Source organism: Actinoallomurus acanthiterrae (assembly GCF_054775715.1).
In genome coordinates this window covers 7,893,679-7,917,999 of sequence record NZ_BAAHCO010000001.1, presented here as the reverse complement: position 1 = coordinate 7,917,999, position 24,321 = coordinate 7,893,679, and the positions used below count along the sequence as shown (strand labels likewise).

Here is a 24,321-nt window from a genome sequence, read left to right as displayed (position 1 = left end):
AGTTGTTTACATTAGGTGAGGATTGGTGTTGATCAGTTCCTCGCCTGCTCCGTCGTGGACCAACGGCGGCGAGACGGCGCGGGCCGAACCTGCAGACGCGTCGTACCGGCCTGCGCCACCCGATCGGGGCCCCGACGAGGATTGCGCAGGTCGTCGGGCGGGCAGGGGGCCTTCGAGTACAGACGCCCATGACGAGCCAGCGGGCCGAAGGGGATGGTCATGGTGGTCTGGAGCAAAGCGCTGTGGCTCGTGCGCACCGCTGGCCGGCAGGTGATCGGACGCCGGCGGCGCCGTGTCGCGCCCGTGGCCACGACCCCGCAGCAAAGCCGGGAGCTGGCCGAGATGATGCGCATGCTGCCCGGCCAGTACGCCGACCGGCTCACCCCGCGCGCCGTGCAGCGGATCACCGAAGAGGCCGCGAGTGGGCAATGGGAGCGGGCCATCACTGCGCTGATCCGCGCCTTGGAGTGGCGGGGCATGCCGATCACCGACGACGAACGCGCCGAGCTGGCGATGATCGCCGGCATGCTCGCCGTGCCCGCCGAACACCGCAGGGCCCTCCAGCCGGAGGGTCCTGCGGCCGCGACCGGACCGGCGAGCATATCCGCTGGATAATGGCAGGTGAGGCATGGTCGGCGGGTACGGCCGCGCCCGGGGATGACGAGCTTGCGGGCGATCTGCGGCACCGGGACACCGTGGACCCGCAGAGCGAGGCTCTGACCGAGACGACGACATCTCATCCGTGCCGCCGGGGGAGGTCTTGCTCGGCGGCGGCCACGTTCTGTTTGACGGTGAGGAAGCTGTCGGGGGTCACAGAGATCGAGTCGATGCCCGCATGCACCAGGATCCGGGCGAAGTCGGGGTCGTCACTCGGGCGCTGTCCGCACAACCCGACCTTGCGGTGCTGGATGTGGGCGGTGGTGATGAGCCGCTGGATGCTGCGGGTGACCGCGGGATTGCGTTCGTCGAACAGGTGGGCCAGCGCCGCCGAGTCGCGGTCGACACCGAGGGTGAGCTGGGTCAGATCGTTGCTGCCGATGGAGAAGCCGTCGAACCGCTCGGCGAACAGCTCGGCCAGGATGATGTTGGAGGGGATCTCTGCCATGACGTAGACCTGCAGGTCTGCCTGACCTCGGATCAGGTCGTTCTCGCCCATGACCTTGAGCACTTGGTCGGCCTCCTCGACGGTCCGGCAGAAGGGGATCATGACGATGACGTTAGTGAGGCCGATGTCGTCCCGGACGCGCCGGATGGCCCGGCATTCCAGGGCGAAGCCGTCTCGATAACCGTCGCTGTAGTAGCGGCTGGCTCCGCGCCAGCCGAGCATCGGGTTCTCCTCGCTCGGCTCGAATCGCCGGCCGCCGATGAGCCTGGAGTACTCGTTGGTCTTGAAATCGCTCATCCTGACGATGACGGGATCGGGCCAGCGGGAGGCAGCGATGCGGGCCACGCCGTAGGCGAGCCGATCGACGAAGTATTCGGACCTGTCGTCGTAGCCGCGGGTCAACTCGGTGATCCGCTTCTGATCTTCGTCGTCGACGGTGTCGAAGTGGATCAGTGCCATTGGATGGATCTTGACGTGGTTGTTGACGATGAACTCGATGCGGGCCAGGCCGACGCCGTCGGCGGGAAGCCGCCACCAGCGGAACGCCGCCGCGGGGTTGGCCAGGTTGAGCATTACCCTCGTATTCGTACGAGGGATGTCGGCCAGGTCCAGGTCTTGTTCCTCGAAGCCGAGGATGCCGGAGTACACGAACCCCTGATCGCCTTCGGCACAGGAGACGGTGACCGGCTGCCCGTCCGCCAAGGTGGCCGTGGCATGTGCGGTGCCGACGATCGCGGGCACGCCGAGTTCCCGGCTCACGATGGCGGCGTGTGACGTGCGGCCGCCGTGGTCGGTGACGATGGCGGCGGCCCGCTTCATGATGGGTTCCCAGTCGGGATCGGTGATCTCGGTGACGAGCACCGCGCCGGGCATGAAGCAATCGATCTCCGCCGGGCTGCGCAGTACGCAGACCTTGCCGGTGGCGATGGCGTCCCCGATCGCGAGTCCGCTGACGATCCGGTGCCCGCCGGCACGTAGCCGGTATGAGCGCAGCAGGGCGGCCTCGCGACGGGTCTGGACGGTCTCGGGCCGGGCCTGGACGATGAATAGTTCGCCGCTGAGGCCGTCCTTGGCCCACTCGATGTCCATGGCGACGCCGTAGTGTTTCTCGATCTCGGCCGCCCATCGGGCGAGGGCGAGGATCTCCGCTTGGTCGAGGACATGGCGGTGCCGCTCGTCCTCCTCCGTGTCCACCATCCGCGTGGTGGCCCGCTCAGAGCCTTCCGCGTAGACGGTCTTGCGCTGCTTGCGTCCCTGCGTCGTGGACAGGACTGGACGAAGGTCAGGCCGGTCGAGCAGGGGTTTGAACACCAGGTATTCATCCGGGTCGACCAGTCCGCCGACGACCGTGTCACCCAGCCCCCACGCGGCGTTGATCAGTACCGAGTGCGGGAATCCGGTCTCGGTGTCGATGGAGAACATCACGCCCGCGCCGGCCAGATCGGAACGGATCATCCGCTGCACGCCGACCGACAGTGCGACCTTGAGATGGTCATAGCCGAGCTTCTCGCGGTAGTCGATGGCCCGGTCGGTGAACAGGGACGCATAGCACCGCCTGCAGGCGGTCAGCAGGGCCTGCTCACCGGTGACGTTGAGGAAGCTCTCCTGCTGCCCGGCGAAGCTGGCCTCGGGAAGGTCCTCCGCGGTCGCGCTGCTGCGGACGGCGACATCGGGGTCGGCACGCCCGACGCTCTTCCCCAGACGACGATAGGCATCGATGATCGCCTGAGCGAGAGCAGGCGGAAGGTTGGTCTCATCGAACGCCCGCCGGATCGCCCGGCCGACCGTCGTCAGTTCTGCCCCTTGGTGCAATCGGTCGATCTCCTCGGCCACCCGCTCGCGCAGGCCGCCCACCGCGAGATACTCCCAGTAGGCGCGGGCGGTCGTGGCGAAGCCTTCCGGAACCCGGACGCCCACCGGCGCGAGATTCCGGATCAGCTCGCCGAGCGACGCGTTCTTCCCACCGACGACGCCGATGTCGTCGCGACTGAGCTCGGGAAACCAAACGACACGGTCCTCATTGCGCACGACGGTTCACCTTCCTCGCCCGCGTGGGGCATGTGAGCTCCAAAGCCGCCGACGGCCTGATCCGCCCCTTTCGACACGGCATCGGTCCTTCGATTCCAGGCTCCGTGGGAGAAGGCGTGCGCGACAGGGCCGATGGTCCTCGCCACCGCCGACGTTCCGCCAGCCCGTCGGCAAGGCCGGAGGACATCGGGTGCGTCAGGACCGCACAAGCGGCGAATGGCCCAAGAGGACGATTCCGATCACGGCCAGCATCCCCCCCAGCGCCTGAACGACCAGGTCGACCGCTGACGCAGCGATCCGTTCGTGGAATACGGCGACGCCGATCAGCGCACTGCCGATCGGTTCGAGCGTGTCGATGATCGGCGGGGCTCACCGCGAGAGAACCGGACTGGAACGAGCGCTGGGCGAGAACGAGTCCCGTGCCGCTCACTGCCGTCGGTGATCCCGTATCGGGGGATCGTGGTCCGCATGAACGGTCACCACGGGGCGGATTCGGCCATGTCGGTACTGGCGAGTTGCACGAGCCGGGCTGCCCAGGTCGATGAGAGGCCGGTCCGCCGCGAGTTTGTCGCCGACCTTCGGGACGGCCCGGTCGCGCGGATAGCGCCGGGCGTGGCCCTGGCCCTCCAGGACTGTGCCGTTCATCGTCACCAGGACGGCGTGCACGTGGGTGTCCTTGCCGCTCTCACTGATGTCGATCCGTACACTCCACTGCTTGGTCTCCACAGCGTTCGCCTCCCATCCCGCGTGTGCGGTTCACGCCCCGGGGGAGGGTTGGGGGAGCGGGGCGAGATGGTCGATGAACCACTCTCGCGCGAGTCCCGCGACCGTTTCCAGGGCTCCGGGTTCTTCGAACAAGTGCGTTGCGTCAGGAACGACGGCGAGCCGGTTCTCGCAGCGCAACAGGGCCTGGGCCTGCTGGTTGAGTTCGAGAACGATCTCGTCGCGCCCACCGACGATGAGCAGGGTGGGGGCGGTCACGTGCGCCAGCCTGGGGCCTGCTAGGTCGGGTCGGCCGCCGCGGGAGACGACGGCGGTGACATCCGCGTCCGGTTCGGCGGCGGCCCACAGCGCGGCGGCAGCCCCGGTGCTGGCGCCGAAGTAGCCGACCCCGAGCCCGTCGGCCTCGGGGAGGCCGCGTAGCCAGGCCGTGGTGTCGACCAGTCGGCGGGCCAGCAGTTCGATGTCGAACACGTTGGCCCGGTCGACCTCCTCCTTGACGGTGAGCAGGTCGAACAGCAGGGTGCCGAGCCCGATCTGGTTCAGCGCGGTGGCCACGTAACGGTTGCGCGGACTGTGGCGGCTGCTGCCGCTGCCGTGGGCGAATATGATGAACCCGCGCGGGGTTTCGGGAACGGTCAGGCGGCCGGCCAGCCGTATCCGCCCGGCCTGTATCTCGACCTCCTCATCCCGCGGCACGTCGGTGTTCGGCGACGCGTGGACACCCGGCGCGGATGCGGGGCCGCCCGCCTGCCGCAAGCAGGCCGCGACCTGCTCGTCGCTGGTCTGGGAGAAGTCGGCGTACCACTGCCCGATCGCCGCGAATCCCGCGGGCGTCTCCAGGCAGATCAACTCGTCGGCCTCGCCCTCCAGAGCGGCGGTCCAGCCAGGAGGCGCGACCGGGACGGCGAGGACGACGTGTGCCGCCTTCTGGGCGCGTACCACCTGGCAGGCGGCCCGCGCCGTCGAACCGGTGGCGATACCGTCATCGACCACGATCACCGTCCGCCCTTCGAGCGGTACCCGAGCCCGGCCTCCGCGATACCGCCGCCCGCGCCGTTCCAACTCGGCGCGTTCACGTGCCTCCACCGCGGCCAGCTCATTGGGAGACACTTGTGCCATGCGGACGATGTCGTCGTTGATGATCCGCACGCCGTCCTGACCGATCGCCCCCATCCCCAGCTCCGGCTGGAACGGCACCCCCAGCTTCCGGACCACGATCACATCCAACGGCGCGTCCAGCGCGCGGGCCACCTCCTTGGCGACGGGAACGCCTCCTCGCGGAAGCCCGACGACCACGAGACCCCGGCCTCTCAGATGGCGAAGCCGCGCCGCCAGGCGTCGGCCCGCGTCGACTCGATCGATGAACATCATGGCTCTGCCCCCTCAGATTCAGGCTCGGCAGTGTGAGCCGATGCGGTCCAGAGGCGATGGTCCCGCGCCGTCGGGCCGTTCAGACCGGGGTGACGGCACCCTCAGACGGATACTGACGGGGCGTGCCCGCTCTGGGTGCCTGTACGACCGGCTCGGGCCGTGGGAACATGCCGCCGGTCATCGTCCGTCGCTTCCGGCGTCGCCGCTGGACCGCCGTACGACGGCCAGTGGGCCCTCGGCGTGGTGCAGGGCCGCGTGGCTGACCGAGCCGAGGCACAGATGGGGGAATCGGGGGTCGGAGTGATTCGGAACGAAATCCGGCGGTAGCGAGGGTTTCCCTGGTCACCGGTCCGCAGGTGCGGGCGGAGATGGATCAGATCTTCTTCCTCGACGATGAGGAGAAAGCGCTGATCGGCCGTCGGCGCGGTGCGCGCATGAGGCCGGGTTTCGGGTCGCAGGTGGTGACGGTCCGGTATTTGGGGTGTTTCCTGACCGATCCGCTGGATGTTGCGACCGAGGTGCTGGACGTGGTCGCCGAGCAGCTCGGGATCGAAGACGCCCTCTTGTGTGAAGCGGTATCTGGAGCGGGAGAAGACCCGGCTGGATCATGTGTGGGAGATCTGTAAGGCCTACGGGTCCGGTCTCGCGCGACGAGGGGTGCGCGGACCAGGGTGGGGCGGCGCGGGCCGGGTCCTGCACATGCGTCACCTTCCCGGCCCGCGCCCACGTTTGCGGTCAGTCCCGGCTCTCCGTGAGCCGGGAGGACAGCCGGCCGCCGCCCGGGCCGAAGGACCCGGCACGGTGTGACGTTGGTCCCGGCCGCGGCCCCGCCGACGCCACCTAGCGTGGTGTCCACCAGCTGACAGACCAGGGAGAATGCGGTGTACCGATCCGCCGAGCCGTTCGCCCCGAGTGAGCGATCCCCACGGGAAGGGCCGGCAGATGACTGAGCGAACTGAACGATCTGATCCACCCCGGCTCGCCGCGTCCAACGGACATGGTCCGGCGGCCGGATCCGTATCTGTGCCCGCGACGTGGGATGCCGTCGACTCCTGCGCAGTGGTCATCTCCCGGCTGCTCGCGGCTCACCTGGACCTAGAGCTGGCGCTGGAATCGCGGCCGGGCGACCAGGCCGCCCGTCGAATCCGGCGGGCGATGGGTGAGATCCGCGCCTCTCTCACCGAACTCCACCAGACGGTGCTCGATGCCGCCGTTCACGGTTCCTGATGGTGGTGAGGTCGTACGGATCGGGGCCGGGACATAGCGTGAGGTCATGGAGGCCTGACCGATCGGGTACGGCCGCGTCTGTAGCCCTGGTCAGCGGTCTCGGCCAGGCTCCTCCTGTGCCCGGCGGGCCCGTGCCCGAAGGCTCCAGCGCTGCCCGATGGTCAGTCTTGGCCCTGCAACTGGGTGCCCGCCGCCGCGGCGCGTAGTTCCTTCAGGTCGGGGATGTGGTGTACAGGGTGCCGGAGGAGACGCCCAGCAGCTTGGCGATCGAGGTGATCGAGTGCGCGGGGTTGGGCAGCATGTCCCCTCGTTCTTTGAAGACCGGACATCCGGCGATCGCTCTACCCGCGAGGAACGCAGGAAATACAATTCCTATATCTCAGTGGCGCCGAGCAAGCGAAGGGGACGCGATGGAACCCGGCGATCCACCCGGGCCCGGCCGCCGGTGGACGTTCCTGACCAACCACGCCCGCGTCCTGATCGCCATCGCCCGCGACCCCGACGTGCTGGTGCGTGAACTCGCCGCCGCCCTTGGCGTCACCGAACGCGCCGCCGGCGCCATCGTCACTGACCTGCAGACCGCCGGCTACATCACCCGCACCCGCATCGGCCGCCGTAACCACTACGCCATCGACCCACGCCACGCCCTGCACGGAGACGCCGGACGCCTCCTTCGCCTGTTCACCGCCCACGACCAGGCAGACGCCGCCCCATGGTCTGGGGGAGTCGAGCCGGCGCCGGGGGGCGCCTAACGCCATAGGCGAAACCGCCGACGGATCACTCCGCCGCCCCCATCAGCGTGTCTCGGCGAATGCCCGCGCGGCAGCCAGAACTCGTGTGAACCAGCCTTGGCTCAACGCCGCGGCGGGCCGCCGGCCATCCCGCTCCGGGTTCACCTCGGCGAACCAGGAACGTACCGCCTCCGCGTCGTGCTCGCGTTCCAACAGGCGAACGATCTGATAGGCCGCCCGAAGACACGCCTGCCTCTCCCGGCTCGGATCTCGGCCACCGGCCCAGCGACTCACTGTCCTTCGGCCGACTCCGGCGATGAACGCCGTCAGGTCCGGCCCAAGCACCTCCTGCAGATGCTGAACGACCTCAGCCGTGCTGGTCGTCACCGCGTCCCACCGTGCCGCGACCACCGCACCAGCCATTTCGCACGCCCCCTTCCAACACCCTCAGGTGCCCATTGCCACCACCGGAACTGGGACCTTCGTTGCCGGGCAGTCCAACGCAGCGGCCGTGCAGTCACTGAACGTGTCCCGGACCGTGTTCAGCAAGACGACCGGAGCCGGTGACAACTCCGCCACCTGGAACCCCACCCTCGTGGTCAATATCCCCTCCCTGGCGGGTTCGGGCACCTACACCGGCGCGGTGAGCCAGCCCGTTGTCTGAGCCGCGGTGGCGGTCCTCGGCGACCCTTCTCGGGCTCGCCCTTCACCTGTTCGGCGCCACGCCGGCACCTACACCGGAGTCGTCTCCCACTCCGTCGCCTGAAAACACCCCCGGCTTCACGTGACAAGACCGGCCCCTGCTGGCGGAGTATCCGGCCACGACCAGGGGAATGAGCCTCATGATCAGTATCGAACACGCTCCTCGCAGGGAACGTCGCGCCGGGTTTGGGGTTCCGACAGATGTTGATCAACACATGCCTTTCCTCACGACCGGGTGATCGCAGGGGAAGACATGAGAGGGCCGGGCTCCGGGGTACGGACACCCGCCGGGGCCCAGCCCTCAGGCCCGGAGGCTGGACAACGTAACGTGCAGAATAAGAGGGGCGTGACCGTTCGGGTACGGCCGCCCCACAAGGTCAACGCGCGGTCGCGGCCACGCCCCCACGGGGCACATGCCCCTCACCGTCTCGTGACCGCTCGGGCCCCGCAAATGAGGTGAGCCAAGGCGTCCGCCGGGATTCTCCGGGGCGGATCTGGCCAATCTCGTGAACGAGGCCGCGATCAACGCGGTCCGTGCCGGCCGGACGATCATCGAGGCCCGGGATCTGGACACCGCGCGCGACCGCGTCCTGCTGGGCCGCCGGGAGACCTCGAACGCTTTGCTGCCCGAGGAACGGCACGCGGTGGCCGTCCACGAGTCCGGGCACGCGCTCTTGGCGGCGCTGTGCGAACACGCCGATCCGGTCGCCAAGGTCACCATCCTGCCCGCGGGCATGACCCTCGGTGTCACCGAGCAGCTCCCCGAAGCCGAGCGCCGCCTCTACAGCGAGGGTTATCTCACCGATCTGCTCACCGTACGGCTCGGCGGCCGGGCGGCCGAACTGATCGTCTTCGGTGAAGGGTCCACGGGTGCCGCCGACGACCTGGCCGGCGCCACGCAGATCGCGACCCGCATGGTGCGCGAGTTCGGCCTGTCACCGGCTCTCGGGCCCGTGGGCTACGCCTCCGGAGAACCGAGGTATCTCAGCGGCGCGCCCGAGGACGCGCTGCGGCGGCCCTACTCCGAGCAGACGCAGCGGAACATCGACGAAGAGATCATGCGGCTGCTCCGGCATGCCCAGGACCGAGCCCTGGGCATGCTTCGGGCTCATCGGCCCGCTCTCGACCGGCTTGCGGGAATGCTCGTCGAACACGAGACCGTCGACGGCCACGCCGTCCTGGAGTCCTGAACGACGAAGAACGCGATCGCGCCGTCGCATCCGTCGGCGTCCCCGCGACCTTCTGACAACACCGCCGACGCTCAGGACCGGGGCGCCGTTCTGCGTCGTCGCCGTACGGGCAGGCGACGGAATTCGTCGGCACCTTAACGGCGTCGCCGAGTCGTACGGGATCGAAGCGCGGCGGAAATCGGATCTTCCCGAGGCGAATCACGAGTTGCATGGAGCTGGCCGACGGGGGGTTTGGTGACAAAAGACCCTGGGGCCCTCTCCGCCCTGGGCGGGAGCCTGGAAACAGGTACGGGCCAGGGCGAGACGGATGAGGGGTTAGGGGGCATTGATGATCCGACATGGCGATCAGAGGGATCGGGAGTCGGCCCTGACCGACCTTGAGAAACGTGTATCCCGGCTGGAGCCGCGTACGGAGGCGGTCGCCGAGGTGATCCGGTTGCTGGCGCACGGACTCGAGAAAGGCCCGCTGGCCGAGCCCGGTGAAAAGACGGTCGCCGAGGTCGCTCGCCGCGCTCACGAACTGGTGCTCGTTACCGACCCGCACCGGGATGAGAGTCGGCGCAAAGCCCGGCGATGATGCGGCCAGTGGGGCGAGTGCGTCGCATCGGCGCCCCGCCATTTGCTCGACGAACCCGTCGCTGTGCGGTCGGTCGCCGAACTCGCGCGCGAGTGGTTCATCGTCCATCTCGCTCCGTTGAGAGCGTAAACGGCTCTGCACAGAGGTGATCACGATCATGACCGATACCACTGCCTTCGGCACAGAGCCCGCACCGATCCTGGTAGGCATCGACGAATCGCCGGCCAAGACCGCGGCGCTGCGCTGGGCTGTCGACCAAGCCCGCCTGCAAGGCAGCAGACTGCGCATCATCCATGCCTGGGAACTGGCGCCCGGCGAGGTTGCCTCGCTCAGCCATGACCAACGTGAGCAGAAACGTCAGGTGGCGGTCGCCGCGTGCCGGACCTCGATTGAACAGGCGCTCTGCGAGGCCGCCCCGGACATCAGCGCCGACATCGAGATCCTCGAAGGCCCGCCAGGTCCCATCCTCGTCGAACTCGCTCGCAACGCGTCGCTGCTCGTCCTGGCGACGCACGATCACCCCGGCAGGCGACGCCTCACGGCCGGCTCGGTCGGCCATTACTGCCTGTCCTACGCGCCATGCCCGGTGGTCACGGTCCCCGGCAAACCGCCGGGCGTCTCATCCCGATCAGGAATCACTGGCCGATCTTGACTCCGGGCTGGCCGTATCGCGCGAAGATCTGGTCACGATCGCCGACTGCTACGCCGACTTCGCCGAGGTATCGGAGGAAGACGTCAGGAGCTCGCTCGGGCCCGCGGCGCTGTCGGCTGCTACCGGGAGCCGCCGCCCACCGGCTCAGCCGGTGAAACCCGGACCGGACACGTCGTGGAGGAGATTCCGCGAGTCGCAGGAGCCGACGTCAAGCCGATGGCTGTGGACGGTCGCGGGCGATCAGTATCGGGCAGTCGACGTGGTGGACGACCGCGTGGGCGGTCGTTCCCAGCGCCAGCGCATGCGTGCCCCAGCGCTCACGCGCTCCGATCACGAGCAGCTCCGCGTTCCCCGCCGCTTCGATGAGCGCGTGGCGTGCACGGTCGCAGACGATCGACTCGACCACCCGGACACGCGGATATTCCTCCCTCCAGGGCTGCAGAGCCTGAGCGAGCCGGCTCTGCTCGTTCCGCTCGACTTCCGCGATGGTGGTTCCCATCGGCACCATCCCGGTCGGGCCGGCGGCGACCAGTGGCTGCCAGGCCCGTACGGCGCGGAGTCTGACACCACGGAGTTCGGCTTCGGCGAACGCCTCCCGTAGCGCGGTGTCGCCGCCGACCCCGACAACGATCTCCCGGTCATCGATCGGTGGTCGCCATCCGGCATGGACGATCACGACGGGGCAGTCGGCGTGTCCGGCGACCTGCAGCGCGACCGATCCGGCCAGCAATCCGCGGAAACCACCGCGCCCCCGCTTGCCGAGGACGACGAGCCCGGCATCGGTGGATCGCTCGATCAGCGTGGCGGCCGCACCGTCCGCGATGACCTCGCTGCGCACATGCACGCCGGGTGCGATCTTCTCAGCATTCCGGTGCCGCTCGTCGGCCAGCCGCTGAGTGTCCTCCCAGCTCTGGGCACGGCCGGGCTCGGAGAGAACGCTGGGAGCCGAGGGGAAGACGTGGATCAAGCATAGGCCGACGCCGCGCAGAGACGCCTCATGCACTGCCCACTCGAGTGCCGCCTCGCTGGGCGCCGAGCCGTCGATTCCCACCACGATCGAACGCCGCGGCACGGCGAACCCCCTGATGCGATCGGCCGATGCCGCGCGGACGAACTGGCGTGGCACCGGTCATGTTTCAGCTCTTCTCTTCGACCTCATCGTCGGCCCACCAGCCGGTATACCGCCAGGGACCTTCGTCGCACATGCGGAAGAGCGGCCTTCTGGAGCCGCGTCGGCCCGTTCGGCTCTGGACCGCACGTCAGGATAAGCACGCATTCAAGCTGATATCCGGAACGTTTCGCCCCGGCCGAGGGAGAGCAGGATTCGAGCAAGGGGACCAAGGGGGAGGTCGATCATGACGACCGCACGTGAAGTCATGCACCACGGGTGCGAGTGCCTGGCAATGAACGAGAATCTGACTGCGGCGGCCAGGCGGATGGCCGAGCTGGATGTGGGCGCGATGCCGGTATGCGGCGAGGACGGCCGGTTGAAGGGGATCATCACCGATCGTGACATCGTGGTGAAGGCCATCGCGCAGGGCAGGAATCCATCGGAGGTCCGGGCGGGAGACCTCATCCACGGCGAGGTCTGGTCCGTCGACGCTAGCTCGGATATCGGGGATGTCCTGCACCAGATGGCCGAACACCACATCCGCCGCCTGCCGGTGATGGAAAGGGAAGAACTGGTCGGCATCATCAGCCAGGCCGATCTCGCGGCGAAGCTGCCCCAGGACAAGGTCGGTGAACTGGTGGAGGCCATCTCCAGCACGTCACACTGACGTCTAAGACGGCTGCGGCTCCGAGCGTGGTCGCCGCCGCTGGACTGTTCGTGCTCAAGCCATGGCGGGTTCGAGGACCGGTACCTGGGACAGGTCGGTGACGACGACGTCCGCGCCTTGGCCGCGTAGCGTCGCGGCCCGGCCGATGCGATCGAGGCCGACCACCAGGCCGAACCCCGCGCGCCGTGCGGCCGACATGGCTGCCGGCGATTCATCGACGACGGCGGTCCGCATCGCGGGTGCGTCCAACCGCCGAGCCGCCTCCAGCAGCAGACCTGGCTCGCAGTGGGCGAGCAGCCTGACCCCGGGCGCGTCAAGGCCGTCCAGCCGTACGTCGAACAGATCCGCGACGCCCGCGCTGGAAAGCAGTTCCGTGGCGTGCCGGTCGGCGGAGATCGCCGCCGTCCGGATTCCGCGACGGCGTGCCGCGCGGATCATGGTGACCGTTGAGTCCACCACGGTGATTCCGTGGCACCGGACATGGGCAAGGAACACCTCTTCCGCGCGACACGCCAGGCCACGCAGATCGTCATAGGTCAACGTGACATCGCGCGACGTCAGAAAGTCGCGAATGCCCTCCAGCCGCGACTTGGCGTACATGTGCCGCATGTAGTCGTCATCGATGTCGAACGGCGTGAACTCGGCCTCCCGAACCAGCGCGTAGGAGCGCAGGAACGGATCCAGCACCCACTTCCACGCGGCGGCGCAAGGCCGGGCGATATCGATGATCACACCATCGACTCCGAAGACGACCGCGACGATGTCATCACCGAGTACCAGGTCGTCCGGTCTGCTGTTCATGACGGACTCCGTCCCGCGCGCCGTCGGACGGGGAGACCATGGTGCGCTGCTGCCGACTACGGTGCCGGGCTCACCCGAAGGTCTCTCGGATCGGGATTCGCGACCACCAAAACCTTGAGGCTCTCTTCGGACGCTAGACAGCCGTGCCATGCCTGGCAGGAGCCATAGGTCCTGGTCATCAGGGCCACCCGGACTTACGCCTGATGCCGAAGGTCCCGCTCGTGGCGTGTTTGTTCCGGTGGCCTGAGGCCCCAGAGCGGCGAGGCGCCGTTCGCCGACCGGGACGTGCGGTGGCCGATATCGGAGCCGAAGGTCCTGCCCCTCTCGGGACGACGGTCTCTGAAACGGCCGGACGGCCTGGCTGAGGGTTGGAAGGAGAGGGGGGTGGTCCTCATGATCACATTGAGCATCATCAAGGCCGACACCGGCGGGTTCGTCGGTCATTCGGCCGTTCACCCGGACATGATGACAGCGGCCCGGCACGCGATTGATCGAGCCGTCGAGACTGAGCTTTTGATCGACGGACACGTCGCTGCCTGCGGTGACGACATATCGCTGATCATGGCGCACGGCTACGGCGCCGACAGCGAACTGATCCATTCGTTCGCGTGGGACACCTTCCAGACGACCACCAACGTCGCTCGGGAGCTGGGCCTGTACGGGGCCGGCCAGGATCTGCTGTCCGATGCCTTCTCCGGCAATCTGCGCGGGATGGGGCCCGGCTACGCCGAGCTGCAGTTCGAGGAGCGTCCGTCGGAGCCGGTCGTGTGCTTCCTGGCGGACAAGACCGAGCCCGGGGCGTGGAACCTCCCGTTGTACAAGATGTTCGCCGACCCGTTCAACACCGCCGGGCTGGTGATCGATTCGAAGATGCACGCGGGGTTCGTCTTCGAGGTCTACGATCTGTTCGAGGAGAAGAGGATCTTCTTCGACTGCCCGGCGGAGCTGTACGACATGTTGATGTTCATCGGCTCGCCTGCCCGGTACGTCGTGCACGGCGTCCGGTCGAAGACCCTCGGCGAGACCGCGGCCGCCACCAGCACGCAGCGGCTGTCGCTGATCGCCGGCAAATATGTCGGCAAGGACGACCCGGTGATGATCGTACGGGCCCAGTCCGGACTGCCGGCCATCGGTGAGGTCCTCGAGCCGTTCACCTTCGCCTACACCGTCGCCGGCTGCATGCGCGGCTCTCACCATGCTCCGTTCATGCCGGTCTCGGTCGGCCACGCGCACCCGGCCCGTTTCGACGGCCCGCCGCGGGTGGTCGCACTGGGCTTCCAGATCCACGACGGAAAGCTGATCGGCCCGCGGGACCTGTTCGCCGATCCCTGTTTCGACGAGGCACGCCACCAGGCCAATCTCGCTATGGACTACCTGCGCCGACATGGTCCGTTCGAGCCGCACCGGCTGCCGATCGAAGACTTGGAGTACACCACCATGCCGCAGATCGAGACCCGCATCGCCGACCGCTGGGAACCCATCGGCGAGCCCACCCCCGCACGCGCACCCGCACCGGCCGGAGGCCGGAAACACCTGACGCACACCGCCGGTCCACCGGCGTGAAGCATCCCGGCCCGGGTGCTCATGCGAGCCCGTCGAGTCGGCTCACGAGGAGGGAGATCGATGTCGTTCACGGGAATCGACAGTCTCGATCGAGGTATTCACAGCACGAACCGCTGGCGTTCGGAACCGAGGATCGCCGCCTCGCCTACCGCGTCCTGCGCGCCTGGTCGCATACCCTGCGCGACCGTCTGACGGTCGAAGCCGCCGCTCACCTGGCGGCCCAGCTACCCGACCCCATCCGTGGCATGTACTACGACGGCTGGAACCCCAGCCACGTACCGCACAAGTACGACGTGCACGAATTCGCCGCCCGGTTCGCGGACGAGGCGGGTATCGGGCGAGAGGACGTCCCCAAGGCGGCCGCCATCGTGACCGAAGTCGTGCTCTTCCACGTCGAGCCGGGCGCGGTCGGGCACGCCTTCGGCTTCTTGCCGACCGAGATACGCGCGCTGCTCAAGCCGGGCGGAGAGAACGGCAGTTGACCGGCCGATATCAGGGGCTTGTCGCCTGGCCGATCTTGTGGAAGGCCGGGCCCGTCGACGCAGGCGGCCGGGTCTTCCAGCCTACGTCGAAGGGGCTTTTGCCCCTGTCCGGCGGCATCTCTCGCCTCCAGCCTGGAATTGGGGAGGAGGCGATGTCAGGTGGCCAGTCTCGGAGTGGCGATCGTGCGGCAGTACGAGCGCGGGGTGGTGTTCAGACTGGGGAAGGTCAGGAATGTTCGCGAGCCTGGGCTACGGTTCATGATTCCGCTGGTGGATCGGATGCGGAAGGTAAGCCTGCGCACGGTCACGATGCCCATCCAGTCACAGCAGATAATCACCCGGGACAACGTCTCCATCGGGGTGGCGGCGGTCGCCTACTTCCGCCGCGTCGATCCGGTGAAGTCGATCGTGGAGATCGAGAACGTCCAAGCCGCGATCGGGCAGATCGCCCAGACCACGGTGCGGAACGTGGTGGGCCGTTCCCTGCTGGATCAGGTGCTCACCGATACCGAGACCCTCAACGAGTCGATCAAGCAGATCCTGGATCGTACGACCCGCCAGTGGGGCATTTACGTCCTGCTGGTGGAGTTGAAGGACATCGAACTGCCCCAGACGATGCAACGGGCGATGGCACGTCAGGCGGAGGCCGAACGGGAGAAACGCGCTAAGATCATCGCGGCTGAGGGGGAAGCGCTCAGCGCCGGTCGGCTCGCCGAGGCCGCCGACGTCATCGCCGACCATCCGGTGGCGCTGCAGCTTCGGAACCTGCAGGTGCTCGGGGAGATCGCGGTAGAGAAGAACTCCACGATCGTCTTCCCCGCACAGTTCCTCGACAGCACCCGCGCGTTGTCCCAGTTCATCTCACGGGAGATCGCCCGGCGCGGCAGCGAGCACCCGGAACCGGGCGAACCCTTCCAGGAACTCGAGACCGTCAGAGGACCGGTAACGCCCGCGTCCGCGCGATGAGGTCGGCCGCATCCGCTGGAGTCCGGACAGTGAAAGGAGCCGACACCGGAGCGATGCCTTCATCGCCATGCGGAAGCGCGAGGGGGAAACCGTGTTCGGCGAGGAGCGAGGATGAGGCAGAGCCTGCGGCTCGGCCACGTGGCGGGCATTCCGGTGGGAGCTGATTGGTCCGTCTTCGTGATCCTGGCATTGATCGCCGGAATGCTGGCCGGTTCGCTGCTCCCGAGCACCGACCCCGGCCGGCCCGCGGCGCTTTACTGGGCCGTGGCGATACCGACAGCGGCCCTGTTCCTGGCCTCGCTTCTGGCCCATGAGGGCGCACGCCCTCGTCGCCCGCAAGAAGGGCATCCGGGTGCGTTCCATCACCTTGTGGATGCTGGGCGGAGTGGCGCAGCTCGGCGGCGAGCCGGGAACCGTGCGGGCCGACTTCCTGATCGCGGCCGCCGGACCCATGACAAGCCTGGCCGCTGGTGCCGGGTTCATCGGTGCCGGCATGGCGGTCGGAGCCGGCAGCGGCCCGGCGATCATCATGGCGGCGTTGGGATGGGCCGGGGCGATGAACGTTTTCCTGGCCGTGTTCAACCTGCTGCCCAGGGCTCCGCTGGACGGGGGCCGGATCCTGCGGGCGCTGATCTGGATGTGGTGTGGCGACCGTGGCCGTGCGAACCGTGTCGCGACCGGCGCCGGCCAAGTGCTGGGTGCGGTGCTCATCGGTGCCGGGCTGGCGGAGGTCATGGTCTTGCGGCAGCCGGGAGGACTGTGGCTATCGCTCGTCGGCTGGTTCATCATCTGGGCCTCCGCGAGGGAAGATCAGGCCCAGGCGTTCCGGGCGCTCGGGACCAGTGCCGATCACCTTGGACGCGGAGCGGGTCGGTGATCTGGATTGGGCTGAGCGCCAGGGCACCGGCGGCAGCGGCGATGATCGGTGTCATCCGATCGACCGGCCCATACCGGCGCTGCAATCCTTGCCGGGGGCCGGTCATCTTCCGGTCAGCAGGGGGCGTGCGTACCAGTCGGTGGTGTCGCGGACGCCGGGGAGGGTGAAGAAGTAGCCGCCGCCGGTGGGGCTGATGTAGTCGACGAGGGGTTCGTCGACGAGTCGCCGCTGGTTCGCCTCGAACTGGCGTATGGGGTCCTGCTGGAAGCAGTTGAAGACCGCCGGCGTCGAGGTTGCCGTTGGTGTCGATGCCGCGGTCGTAGTTGTAGCCGCGGCGCAGGATCCGGCTGTCGTCGGTCTGTGGGGTACGCGGGTTGGCGCGGCGGATGTGGGAGTCGAGTGGGATGACGGCGCCTTTGGGGTCTTTGGCGTAGGCGGGGATGTCGGTTTCGGCGCTGCCGTCGAGTGGGGCGCCGGTGTCGCGGCGGCGGCCGAACATGTTCTCTTGTTCGTTGAGGGAGACCCGGTCCCAGAACTCGATGAACATGCGGATGATCCGCATGACGTGGTAGGTGCCGCCGGCGGCCCAGGCGGGTTCGTCGGGGGCGGCCCATAGCAGCCGGCGCGCGGTGGCGTCATCGTGGACGGGTGGGTTGGCGATGCCGTCTTTGAAACCGAGCAGGTTGCGGGGTGTTCCCGATGGGCGGGGCGGGGAGGTGAATCCGTCGATGCGGTAGCGCGGTTGCATCGCACCCCGGGTGTGTTTGGCGATCGTGCGCAGGGCGTGGAAGGTGGTGTCGGTGCTGGCGGAGCAGATCTGCAGTAGCAGGTCGCCGTGGCATTCGGCGGGGTTGAGGTTGTCGTTGGGGAAGGTGGTCATCGGCTTGAGCCGTTTGGGCTTTTGCGCAGCGAGGCCGAATCGGTCGTCGAACGACGATGCGCCCACGCCGACGGTGATGGTCAGGGCGTTGGGGTTGATGGTGGGGCCGATCATGCCGGAGTCGGCGGGTGGGGAGGCCGGCCCCGGGTCGAGGGGCGTGCCGCCGCTGGTGAGGAACCGTGCCTGGTCGGTGAGGGCCCGCATCAGTTCGATGAGGCCGGTGCGGCTGTGACCGACGATGTCGAAGACCGCGAACGCCGCGCTGGAGGGCGCTGGGGTCAAGATGCCGGCCTGATGGGGGCCGTGGAACCGTACGCGCGGCGCCGGCTCCTGGCCGATCCCGGGGCCTGCCTCGGCCGATGTGGCGATCGCACCGGCAGTGGTCGCTCCGGCGATCGCGCCGCCCAGGACGCCGGCTCCGGCGCCTTTGAGGAACTTGCGACGGTCTGGGTTCATTTTTGGATCTCCAGCAGGTCCGGCACGGGCGCCAGCGTCTCCAGGGTCTGGCCGATCGCGGCGTTCACCGCTTGGCGTCGGGGGAGAGGCAGGTCTTTGATCGCTGCCCACCGGCCGTCGTGCCGGGTGGCGTTGATGTCCTGTTCGAGGGTGTCGAAGTCGGCGGTGGCGGAGGCGACCAGATACGGGGAACGGGCGTTGATCAGCGGGGCGAGGATGTTCAGCAGAGTGCGTTCGCCCTCCAGGTCGGCCAGGGCCGAGGCCATGCTGGTGCCGCTGCCGTAGTCGTCTTGGCCGGTGAGCTGGAAGCGCAGCGTGTCCTCCAGGATCTCGTGAGCGCGGGTGGAGACGTTCTTGGCGTCGAAGGTGAAGGCGGGCAGTTTCGCATCCAGGTCGTCGATGGCGTTGGACAGGGCGGTCGCCTCGGCGGTGATCCGGAAGGCCGGGACGCCGTGCCACAGGTCGTATTCGATCTTGTGGAAGCCCGTGAAGCCTGGATCGTGCACGCCGCCCGCCAAGCCCTGGGCCAGCCCGTCGACGGCCTTGCCGGCGTCGCCGAAGGCGTCGTAGGCGGCACCGATCCGGTGCCAGGTCAGGTGAGCGGTCAGCCAATCGGTGCGGGCCCTGCCCAGATCCCCATCGGCGAGGTCGGCCCGCAATGCTGCGACCTGATGCTTCAACAAGCCGAGTTGGCCGGCGACGAACGAGGCGTATCGGGAAAGGGGGGCGTTCATGTCCGCCTGCGTCACCGGAAGCCGAACCTGCCCGCTCGTACCGTGTCCGGTGACGAGGGCGGCCGATGACAGGCGGGCGGGCATGCCGTCGAAGGCGCACCGCCAGGCGTACCGGCCGGCGGCCAGGTCCGCCGACAAGTCCCGTGTCGTGCCCGGACCGAGCACCTCGATCTCAGCGGTGATCGCCGTCGTGCCCGGCCGAGATCAGCTCGATGTCGACGGCACGGCCGCCCTGATTCGAGATGACGAAGGTGGAGTGGCCCGCCTTCGGCGCGTCCCATCGGCCGGCGCAGTTCCGCTCCGACAAGCTGATCTTCTGCCCGGACCTGGCCGCGGAGTGGAACCTGGTCGCAACGATCGCCCCGGCGACCAACGCGGGCACGAGCACGATCACGCCGCCCACCGCAACCGCATGACGCCGCGGCCGGCCTCTCCTCGGCGCACCGATTCCCGTCTCATCAGAGGCTCCGGCAGAGCCGGGCGCGGCCACTGCGGCGGGGCCCGGGGACGCCTGTGCGCCGGTCCCGGACGCGGGGGCCGTCGCCGTCGCGGCGGCCGTGGTGGGCGGCGTCGCCGGGCGGGTTCGCCGCAGGAACAGCGTCATGACGGTGGCGAGGTAGGCGACGTAGGCGATCACCTGCAGCCATGTCATCTGCGGCGTGAGGTTCAGCACTCCCTGAACGATCTGCACCCACCAGGTGCCGGACGGTGCCCAGCCGCTCGCGTCGAACGCCGTCGCGCTGGTCACGATTCCGGCGTCCTGCAGGTCCTTTAGACCGTAGGTGAGCACGCCGGCCGCGATGACGACGAGCATCACTCCGGTGACGGTGAAGAACCGGCTCAAATTGATCTTCAGGGCCCGGCGGTACATGCCCGCGCACAGCACGGTCGCGATCAGTAGGCCCGCCACCGCGCCGGCCAGTGGCGCCAGATCCGATCCGGCCGTCTGGGTGTTCGTCCAGATGAACAGCGCAGTCTCCAGGCCCTCGCGAGCCACCGCGACGAACGCCGTGACCACCAGCGCGGTACGGCTCACCGCGAGCGCCGAGCCGACCTTGGCCTTCAGATCCCCGCTGAGTGAACGGGCGGTTCGGCGCATCCAGAACACCATGAACGTGACCAGCGCGACCGCCACCACGCTGAGCCCGCCCGCGAACGCCTCCTGCGCCTTGGACGACATCGACGTCTCAGTGAATGTCAGGATCGCGCCGAAGCTGAAACTGACCGCGACGGCACCGGCCACCCCGGTCCACACGGCCGCAAGGGACCGTTCCGGGGCGAGCCGCCGCATCGCCGCCACCAGGATCGAGACGACAAGACCGGCCTCCAGGCCCTCACGCAGCCCGATCAGCACGTTCGGAAACGCCACCGACCACCCAAAGTGCATGAGGTTAGGCTAACCTAAGTCAACATCGTCACATGTGGGCACATAGATGCATTTACCCTGCCATGACCCGTGGCATCGAGCCTTTTGACTCACGGCGGAGCGGACTGCGGCGAACGTGGCGGTCGCCGAGCCTTCGGCGGGCGGCCGGCTGACCGCCGCTTGACCGAGCTGCGCTCTGATCGGCTCGTGTGAGCTGCTGATGCGCCCGGTCAGGAATGCCGCCCGACGGGGCTTCCTCTGCACTTCAGAGATACCTCATACGTCCCTCGTGACCGATGACACCGTTTCGCGCAATGCCCGGATACGAAGCGGCGGCGGTGTCTGCAGGCGCCTCTCGCCTGGCTCATACGGAGCTGCCAGAGGGCGAAGGAGCCTGTGGGTGCCCGTAACTCGGCTGCCCCTATGCGACCTGGGCATATTCGTGCAGGAGACCGCCGAGCCGGTCTCGGCGTATGACCTCGGTGCCAGCGTCGACGGGGTTCGGCAGTGGCCCCAGTGGCTGGCTTGGTCCAGGGCCTGGTGGGGCCGATGCTCGTTGAAATACTCCTCGTATTCGGCGAGGACCTTGCGTAGGTGGCGGGGGTTCATGATGAGGACCCGGTCCAGGAGTTCACGGCGTATACCGCGATCCAATGTTCCATGATCGCGTTCATTTGTGGAGCCTGCGGCGCGGTGAGCACCACCCGGATCCCTTCGGCTCGCACGGGCTGGTGGTCACGCCTAAAGCCACGAACCGGAATCCTGCCGCCCTCAGGCAGGGCCCGCATCCCGAACGGAAAACCCCAGGTCACGCCCGGTCGCCGAATTCCGGGCACCCACAGGCCTCAAAGGGACTGGCGGTCATCCCGTCGGGCCATAGCCCGCGCCCTCGGAGCGGCCGTGCCGAGTGGCGTGAGCGCAGCTGCTCCACGAGAAGGCCCGCCATGGGGTCAGCGATTCACGCTGGCGGCAGCCTCTACGCGGTTAGGCGCTCGCGAAGCTCTCGTGCGTGGCTGGGCGAGACCGGTTCGAGGTCGGTGGCGGTCCTGCTGGCCTGTGTCATCAACAGCGGTACTCGCAGTTGTGCGGGGATCGTGGTGATCGCGTCACCGGCAACACGGATTGCTTCGGCGGCTTCCCGGCGTTCGACCAGCAGGCGGGCGCGGCTCAGCAGGATGAGCGGCCGGTCCATTGGGTCGTCGGCGGGGTATCCGGCCAGCGCGCGGTCCTGCGCCGTCCATGCCCCTGTGTCTCCGACTGCGGTGAGCACCCAGGAGGCGTAGGCGGCGAGTTCGCGCTCGGGGAAGCCGAAGAATTGCTCTCCGGTCTGGGTGGCGGTGAGTTGCCCGGCGAGGTGTTCCGCACGGCGGAGTTCGGCGCGGGCCTGCTTGGCGCGTGCTGGGCCGAGACTGGCGTGTGCGCGGGCGGCGAGCCCGGCGAGCTGGGCGGCTGGCGCGGATGGCGCGTTGCCGAGTTCGGCGCGGGCGCGTGCGGCGATGGGAAGGACGGCGGCGGGTTGTGGGCCGTACATGGCGGTCATGGCGCGGGCCATCGCGATCCAGTACCGCTGGGTGGTGTCGCCGGCCTGGGCGGCGTACCTGTCAGCGGTGTGCAGCCAGGCGCGGGCATGGCGCTCGTCCTCCAGGTCGGTCCACAGCGCGCCTGTTAATCCGCCGAGCCGGGACGCGACGAGCAGCAGATCCTTCTCTCGGGGATAGCGCTCGATGAGGCCGGCGATCTCCTCCAGGTCGGGGGCGAGCCGGTTGAGCAGGTCCCGGGGGGCGAACTGGCCGTAGGAGGCGACGTGGCCTGTGGCGACCTCGTGCCAGTGCTCGACGTCGGCGGCGGGCAGGACGTGCCGGAGGCCCGAGTCCATCTGTGCCCGGATTCGTTCGAGGTGGGCCAGGATCGGCGTGACCGCCGCGGCTTGGAAGAATTCGCGGCGTCTCACTGGGACCTCCTCGGCCGGGACGGCGTCCTTTATCAGAGTAACGATCGGATGGTCATCCGTCAGGCCCAGACGATTCAAGGTGGTGCGATACCACAACCCGAACAGCGGCCGGTAGGTCGGGCCGGGCGGCTCGTGGCCGTTCTCCCATCGGGACAGCTGCTGCGTCGTCAGGCCGCAGTTGATCTCTTCGTCGGCGGCTAAGCCCCGCAGGCCGGCGACCACGTCCGCCTGGCGCTGGCCCATCGCCAGTCGCCAGGCCATCAACAGGGTCGGCGTCTGGGCCTTGTCGTGAACGGCCTGCGCCAGTTGCCACGGCGTCCAGCCCTGGGCGGCGGCCGTGGCGCGGAGCTCGGCCGCGATTTCCTCGCGGCGCGTGGAGTCCACGCGCGCAAAGTAACACGGGCCCATCGCACGTACAGCGGATCGGCGGTTGCGGACTACCCGCAAGGTGGTTGCGGGAGACTGCCAATTGCGCGCCCCATCGTCGCAGCTGAGCATCGCGGTATGGGCATCGGACAGCACATCTCGGGTGGGCATGCGTGAACGTCAACACGGCGCCGTCTTCTCCCAGATCGGTCCCTGCTCCTTGCTGAAGCCACTCCGCGACGACAACGGAAAGGGGACGGTGGCGATGGCCGAGACGACGACACCACGCGCCGTATGGGAGGAGGAGGGTCTGGTCCGCGTGCCGGGCTTCCTGCCCGCCGAGCGGTTCGAGGCCCTTGAGGCCGAAGCCGCGCAGCGGGTCGGGCAGTCCGAGCCGTACGAGCGGGCCGAGACCTCCGGACACAGAGACGGATCGTTCGCGGCGCCGGCGTACTGCCACATGGCCGCCGGCGGGCCGGTGCTTCACGACCTGCTGACCGACAAGGCGCTGCTGCTGGTGCTGCGCGAGATGACAGGCATGCGGCGGCTCGTCCCGTTCGGGTGCGTCTACGTCACCTACAACGAGGGCGACTTCCAGGGCCTGCACACCGATGATGTGAAGTCCACGCTCACGGTCGGGCTCGCCCTCACCGGCAACCTCGCCCCGATGGGCTGGGCGCCGGGCCTGCGGGCCGTCTACCCGGACGTGCTCGGCAAGGTCGTCGCCGAGCATGGAATCTTCCCCGAGGGGGAGGGCTTCGAGCATCTGGAGCACCCGCACGGGCCCGGCCTGCTGCAGGGCTGGGCCGGATACGACATCCCGCACTGGCGGGCCCCGCACACCGACAGCCGCTCCGCCGTGCTGGCGACGCTGTCCTACCTGGACCTGTGAGGGGGCGCGAATGCTGCGCGCACAGTGGCTGGCCGAAGGTCGCGTCCAGCTCCCGGCCGACGCGATCCCCGACCAGTTGTGGGTCGACCTGACCACCGAAGCCGAAAAACTCGAAGGCGAGGCGATTCTGCGGGAGCGGGGCGTGCCGGGCCTGCAGATGCTGCGGGACGGCAGTATCACCTCGCCGCAGCGCTGCCACGTCCACCCGGGCGGCGAAGCCCTCAAGACTCTCGTACGGCACTCGGCGTTGATGGAGCTGGCGTGTGAGGCCACCGGCAGCACGGACATGGTCGCGATCCGCTGGGGTTACAAGTGGTACCGGCCCGGCGACCACATGCAGGTGCACCGCGATGAGGGGAAATGCGCCATCACCTACTCGGCCGGCCTCATCGGTGACCTCGGCACGATGGGCTGGCTGCCGAACCTGCGGTGGCTGCCCAGCCCTGAGATCGCCGACCGGTTCTCCGGTACCGAGTTCCCCCACGACAACGGCGACTTCTCCGTGCTGCACCGGGTCATGACCGGCTTCGACGGTGTGCGCGTCCCGCACTGGCGCCCGCCGTACGAGGACCAGCTCGGCGTCATGGTCACCTGCTGCTTCACCTCACGCGTGTAGACCCTGCGCGCGTCACCCCCACAAGGAAGGGAGCACCCCCATGTCCACCTCCACCACGACCGCGGCCCCGTCCGCCGCGGCGGAGCCGGTCAAGTTCGACCCGGCCGACTTCATCGCCGAGCTCCGCGACGAGGGCCAGTTCCCGATCACGGCGGGCGGTGACCCGGCCGTGCCCGACAGCCTCGGCAGCGACCCCGCGCGCTGGGCGGCCGAGTACATGGGCCACGCCAAGCGGAAGCTCGAGCTGCCCGACCTTGTCGACTAGTCACTCGCGCCCGAACGCACTG

General features: G+C 68.4%; 26 protein-coding genes and 1 pseudogene. 16 read left to right on the top strand and 11 right to left on the bottom strand.

Annotated elements, in window-relative coordinates:
* Nucleotides 1–219: 219 nt before the first annotated feature.
* Nucleotides 220–615, top strand: a complete 396-nt coding sequence (locus tag ACYVF7_RS37340; protein WP_460349996.1) for a hypothetical protein — start codon at nucleotides 220–222, stop codon at nucleotides 613–615.
* A 121-nt stretch (nucleotides 616–736) separates the two neighbouring features.
* On the opposite strand, the gene ppsA is transcribed toward ACYVF7_RS37340, so the two are convergent.
* The 3 genes from ppsA to ACYVF7_RS37325 form a co-directional block, all read right to left on the bottom strand.
* Entirely contained in the window at nucleotides 737–3,133 is a 2,397-nt protein-coding gene (ppsA, locus tag ACYVF7_RS37335; RefSeq protein WP_460349994.1) for a phosphoenolpyruvate synthase, read from the bottom strand.
* Nucleotides 3,134–3,559: 426 nt separating this feature from the next.
* Nucleotides 3,560–3,859 carry a dsRBD fold-containing protein gene (locus ACYVF7_RS37330; RefSeq protein WP_460349992.1) on the bottom strand — a complete coding sequence of 100 codons (300 nt, stop codon included), beginning with the start codon at nucleotides 3,857–3,859 and terminating at the stop codon, nucleotides 3,560–3,562.
* Nucleotides 3,860–3,889: 30 nt separating this feature from the next.
* Nucleotides 3,890–5,227 (bottom strand): phosphoribosyltransferase family protein, encoded by a 1,338-nt coding sequence (locus ACYVF7_RS37325; RefSeq protein ID WP_460349990.1) that lies wholly within the window; start codon nucleotides 5,225–5,227, stop codon nucleotides 3,890–3,892.
* Between the two features lie 287 nt (nucleotides 5,228–5,514).
* Between ACYVF7_RS37325 and ACYVF7_RS37320 the strand changes: the two genes are divergently transcribed.
* The 3 genes from ACYVF7_RS37320 (at nucleotide 5,515) to ACYVF7_RS37310 (ending at nucleotide 7,206) form a co-directional block, all read left to right on the top strand.
* The gene (locus ACYVF7_RS37320) at nucleotides 5,515–5,853 is read left to right on the top strand and encodes a DUF4158 domain-containing protein (protein WP_460358337.1); all 339 of its coding nucleotides are present in this window, start codon (nucleotides 5,515–5,517) and stop codon (nucleotides 5,851–5,853) included.
* Nucleotides 5,854–6,250: 397 nt separating this feature from the next.
* Entirely contained in the window at nucleotides 6,251–6,454 is a 204-nt protein-coding gene (locus ACYVF7_RS37315) for a hypothetical protein (protein ID WP_460349988.1), read from the top strand.
* A 410-nt stretch (nucleotides 6,455–6,864) separates the two neighbouring features.
* Complete coding sequence (locus tag ACYVF7_RS37310; protein WP_460349986.1) at nucleotides 6,865–7,206, top strand: helix-turn-helix transcriptional regulator; 342 nt, start codon at nucleotides 6,865–6,867, stop codon at nucleotides 7,204–7,206.
* A gap of 42 nt (nucleotides 7,207–7,248) precedes the next feature.
* On the opposite strand, the gene ACYVF7_RS37305 is transcribed toward ACYVF7_RS37310, so the two are convergent.
* Nucleotides 7,249–7,572 carry a hypothetical protein gene (locus ACYVF7_RS37305; protein ID WP_460349984.1) on the bottom strand — a complete coding sequence of 108 codons (324 nt, stop codon included), beginning with the start codon at nucleotides 7,570–7,572 and terminating at the stop codon, nucleotides 7,249–7,251.
* A gap of 124 nt (nucleotides 7,573–7,696) precedes the next feature.
* Here ACYVF7_RS37305 and ACYVF7_RS37300 point away from each other — a divergent pair, with 124 nt between their 5' ends.
* From ACYVF7_RS37300 to ACYVF7_RS37285, 4 genes and pseudogenes are all read left to right on the top strand, one after another.
* Nucleotides 7,697–7,849, top strand: coding sequence for a hypothetical protein (locus ACYVF7_RS37300; RefSeq protein WP_460349982.1), 153 nt, complete (start codon nucleotides 7,697–7,699; stop codon nucleotides 7,847–7,849).
* Between the two features lie 523 nt (nucleotides 7,850–8,372).
* Nucleotides 8,373–8,447 (top strand): annotated as a pseudogene (locus tag ACYVF7_RS37295) (hypothetical protein); the annotation flags it as partial.
* A 60-nt stretch (nucleotides 8,448–8,507) separates the two neighbouring features.
* Nucleotides 8,508–9,077 carry a hypothetical protein gene (locus ACYVF7_RS37290; protein WP_460358335.1) on the top strand — a complete coding sequence of 190 codons (570 nt, stop codon included), beginning with the start codon at nucleotides 8,508–8,510 and terminating at the stop codon, nucleotides 9,075–9,077.
* Nucleotides 9,078–9,811: 734 nt separating this feature from the next.
* Nucleotides 9,812–10,306, top strand: a complete 495-nt coding sequence (locus tag ACYVF7_RS37285; RefSeq protein WP_460349980.1) for a universal stress protein — start codon at nucleotides 9,812–9,814, stop codon at nucleotides 10,304–10,306.
* Nucleotides 10,307–10,514: 208 nt separating this feature from the next.
* Here the strand turns inward: ACYVF7_RS37285 and ACYVF7_RS37280 are convergent, their stop codons facing one another.
* Nucleotides 10,515–11,378 carry a universal stress protein gene (locus ACYVF7_RS37280; RefSeq protein ID WP_460349978.1) on the bottom strand — a complete coding sequence of 288 codons (864 nt, stop codon included), beginning with the start codon at nucleotides 11,376–11,378 and terminating at the stop codon, nucleotides 10,515–10,517.
* A 283-nt stretch (nucleotides 11,379–11,661) separates the two neighbouring features.
* On the opposite strand from ACYVF7_RS37280, the gene ACYVF7_RS37275 reads away from it, so the two are divergent.
* Nucleotides 11,662–12,084 (top strand): CBS domain-containing protein, encoded by a 423-nt coding sequence (locus ACYVF7_RS37275; protein WP_460349976.1) that lies wholly within the window; start codon nucleotides 11,662–11,664, stop codon nucleotides 12,082–12,084.
* A gap of 54 nt (nucleotides 12,085–12,138) precedes the next feature.
* On the opposite strand, the gene ACYVF7_RS37270 is transcribed toward ACYVF7_RS37275, so the two are convergent.
* Entirely contained in the window at nucleotides 12,139–12,885 is a 747-nt protein-coding gene (locus tag ACYVF7_RS37270) for an HAD family hydrolase (protein WP_460349974.1), read from the bottom strand.
* 393 nt (nucleotides 12,886–13,278) lie between these two features.
* On the opposite strand from ACYVF7_RS37270, the gene fbp reads away from it, so the two are divergent.
* The 4 genes from fbp to ACYVF7_RS37250 all read left to right on the top strand — a co-directional run bounded on the left by fbp (nucleotide 13,279) and on the right by ACYVF7_RS37250 (nucleotide 16,773).
* Nucleotides 13,279–14,448, top strand: a complete 1,170-nt coding sequence (gene fbp / locus ACYVF7_RS37265) for a fructose-1,6-bisphosphate aldolase/phosphatase (protein ID WP_460349972.1) — start codon at nucleotides 13,279–13,281, stop codon at nucleotides 14,446–14,448.
* Entirely contained in the window at nucleotides 14,445–14,930 is a 486-nt protein-coding gene (locus ACYVF7_RS37260) for a DUF2267 domain-containing protein (RefSeq protein WP_460349970.1), read from the top strand. Before fbp ends, ACYVF7_RS37260 begins: the two co-directional genes overlap by 4 nt.
* A gap of 159 nt (nucleotides 14,931–15,089) precedes the next feature.
* Nucleotides 15,090–15,896: a slipin family protein gene (locus tag ACYVF7_RS37255; RefSeq protein ID WP_460349968.1), complete on the top strand. Its 807-nt coding sequence runs from the start codon at nucleotides 15,090–15,092 to the stop codon at nucleotides 15,894–15,896.
* A gap of 310 nt (nucleotides 15,897–16,206) precedes the next feature.
* On the top strand, nucleotides 16,207–16,773 hold the full coding sequence (locus ACYVF7_RS37250; protein ID WP_460349966.1) for a site-2 protease family protein: 567 nt from the start codon (nucleotides 16,207–16,209) through the stop codon (nucleotides 16,771–16,773).
* On the opposite strand, the gene ACYVF7_RS37245 is transcribed toward ACYVF7_RS37250, so the two are convergent.
* From ACYVF7_RS37245 to ACYVF7_RS37225, 5 genes are all read right to left on the bottom strand, one after another.
* The gene (locus ACYVF7_RS37245; RefSeq protein WP_460349964.1) at nucleotides 16,682–18,109 is read right to left on the bottom strand and encodes a Dyp-type peroxidase; all 1,428 of its coding nucleotides are present in this window, start codon (nucleotides 18,107–18,109) and stop codon (nucleotides 16,682–16,684) included. The two genes, ACYVF7_RS37250 and ACYVF7_RS37245, sit on opposite strands and share 92 nt — an antisense overlap.
* Nucleotides 18,106–18,981: an imelysin family protein gene (locus tag ACYVF7_RS37240; protein WP_460349962.1), complete on the bottom strand. Its 876-nt coding sequence runs from the start codon at nucleotides 18,979–18,981 to the stop codon at nucleotides 18,106–18,108. Before ACYVF7_RS37240 ends, ACYVF7_RS37245 begins: the two co-directional genes overlap by 4 nt.
* A 34-nt stretch (nucleotides 18,982–19,015) precedes the next feature.
* Complete coding sequence (efeU, locus tag ACYVF7_RS37235) at nucleotides 19,016–20,230, bottom strand: iron uptake transporter permease EfeU (RefSeq protein ID WP_460349960.1); 1,215 nt, start codon at nucleotides 20,228–20,230, stop codon at nucleotides 19,016–19,018.
* 255 nt (nucleotides 20,231–20,485) lie between these two features.
* On the bottom strand, nucleotides 20,486–20,863 hold the full coding sequence (locus ACYVF7_RS37230) for an integrase core domain-containing protein (RefSeq protein ID WP_460349958.1): 378 nt from the start codon (nucleotides 20,861–20,863) through the stop codon (nucleotides 20,486–20,488).
* 322 nt (nucleotides 20,864–21,185) lie between these two features.
* On the bottom strand, nucleotides 21,186–22,544 hold the full coding sequence (locus ACYVF7_RS37225) for a hypothetical protein (protein WP_460349956.1): 1,359 nt from the start codon (nucleotides 22,542–22,544) through the stop codon (nucleotides 21,186–21,188).
* A 151-nt stretch (nucleotides 22,545–22,695) separates the two neighbouring features.
* On the opposite strand from ACYVF7_RS37225, the gene ACYVF7_RS37220 reads away from it, so the two are divergent.
* The 3 genes from ACYVF7_RS37220 to ACYVF7_RS37210 are packed head-to-tail and all read left to right on the top strand — an operon-like array spanning nucleotide 22,696 to nucleotide 24,299.
* Nucleotides 22,696–23,418, top strand: a complete 723-nt coding sequence (locus ACYVF7_RS37220; protein WP_460349954.1) for a hypothetical protein — start codon at nucleotides 22,696–22,698, stop codon at nucleotides 23,416–23,418.
* 10 nt (nucleotides 23,419–23,428) lie between these two features.
* Nucleotides 23,429–24,034: a hypothetical protein gene (locus ACYVF7_RS37215; RefSeq protein WP_460349952.1), complete on the top strand. Its 606-nt coding sequence runs from the start codon at nucleotides 23,429–23,431 to the stop codon at nucleotides 24,032–24,034.
* A 40-nt stretch (nucleotides 24,035–24,074) separates the two neighbouring features.
* A complete protein-coding gene (locus ACYVF7_RS37210) occupies nucleotides 24,075–24,299 on the top strand; it encodes a hypothetical protein (protein ID WP_460349950.1) in 225 nt (74 codons plus the stop codon).
* The last annotated feature ends 22 nt before the right edge of the window (nucleotides 24,300–24,321 follow it).

Bases quoted from the DNA above. Each gene is read 5' to 3' on its own strand.
- ACYVF7_RS37340 (WP_460349996.1), top strand. From the start codon at position 220: ATGGTGGTCTGGAGCAAAGCGCTGTGGCTCGTGCGCACCGCTGGCCGG.
- ACYVF7_RS37325 (WP_460349990.1), bottom strand. From the start codon at position 5,227: ATGATGTTCATCGATCGAGTCGACGCGGGCCGACGCCTGGCGGCGCGG.
- ACYVF7_RS37310 (WP_460349986.1), top strand. From the start codon at position 6,865: ATGGAACCCGGCGATCCACCCGGGCCCGGCCGCCGGTGGACGTTCCTG.
- ACYVF7_RS37285 (WP_460349980.1), top strand. From the start codon at position 9,812: ATGACCGATACCACTGCCTTCGGCACAGAGCCCGCACCGATCCTGGTA.
- ACYVF7_RS37275 (WP_460349976.1), top strand. From the start codon at position 11,662: ATGACGACCGCACGTGAAGTCATGCACCACGGGTGCGAGTGCCTGGCA.
- ACYVF7_RS37270 (WP_460349974.1), bottom strand. From the start codon at position 12,885: ATGAACAGCAGACCGGACGACCTGGTACTCGGTGATGACATCGTCGCG.
- fbp (WP_460349972.1), top strand. From the start codon at position 13,279: ATGATCACATTGAGCATCATCAAGGCCGACACCGGCGGGTTCGTCGGT.
- ACYVF7_RS37250 (WP_460349966.1), top strand. From the start codon at position 16,207: ATGAGGGCGCACGCCCTCGTCGCCCGCAAGAAGGGCATCCGGGTGCGT.
- ACYVF7_RS37245 (WP_460349964.1), bottom strand. From the start codon at position 18,109: ATGAACCCAGACCGTCGCAAGTTCCTCAAAGGCGCCGGAGCCGGCGTC.
- efeU (WP_460349960.1), bottom strand. From the start codon at position 20,230: ATGCACTTTGGGTGGTCGGTGGCGTTTCCGAACGTGCTGATCGGGCTG.
- ACYVF7_RS37220 (WP_460349954.1), top strand. From the start codon at position 22,696: ATGCGTGAACGTCAACACGGCGCCGTCTTCTCCCAGATCGGTCCCTGC.
- ACYVF7_RS37215 (WP_460349952.1), top strand. From the start codon at position 23,429: ATGCTGCGCGCACAGTGGCTGGCCGAAGGTCGCGTCCAGCTCCCGGCC.
- ACYVF7_RS37210 (WP_460349950.1), top strand. From the start codon at position 24,075: ATGTCCACCTCCACCACGACCGCGGCCCCGTCCGCCGCGGCGGAGCCG.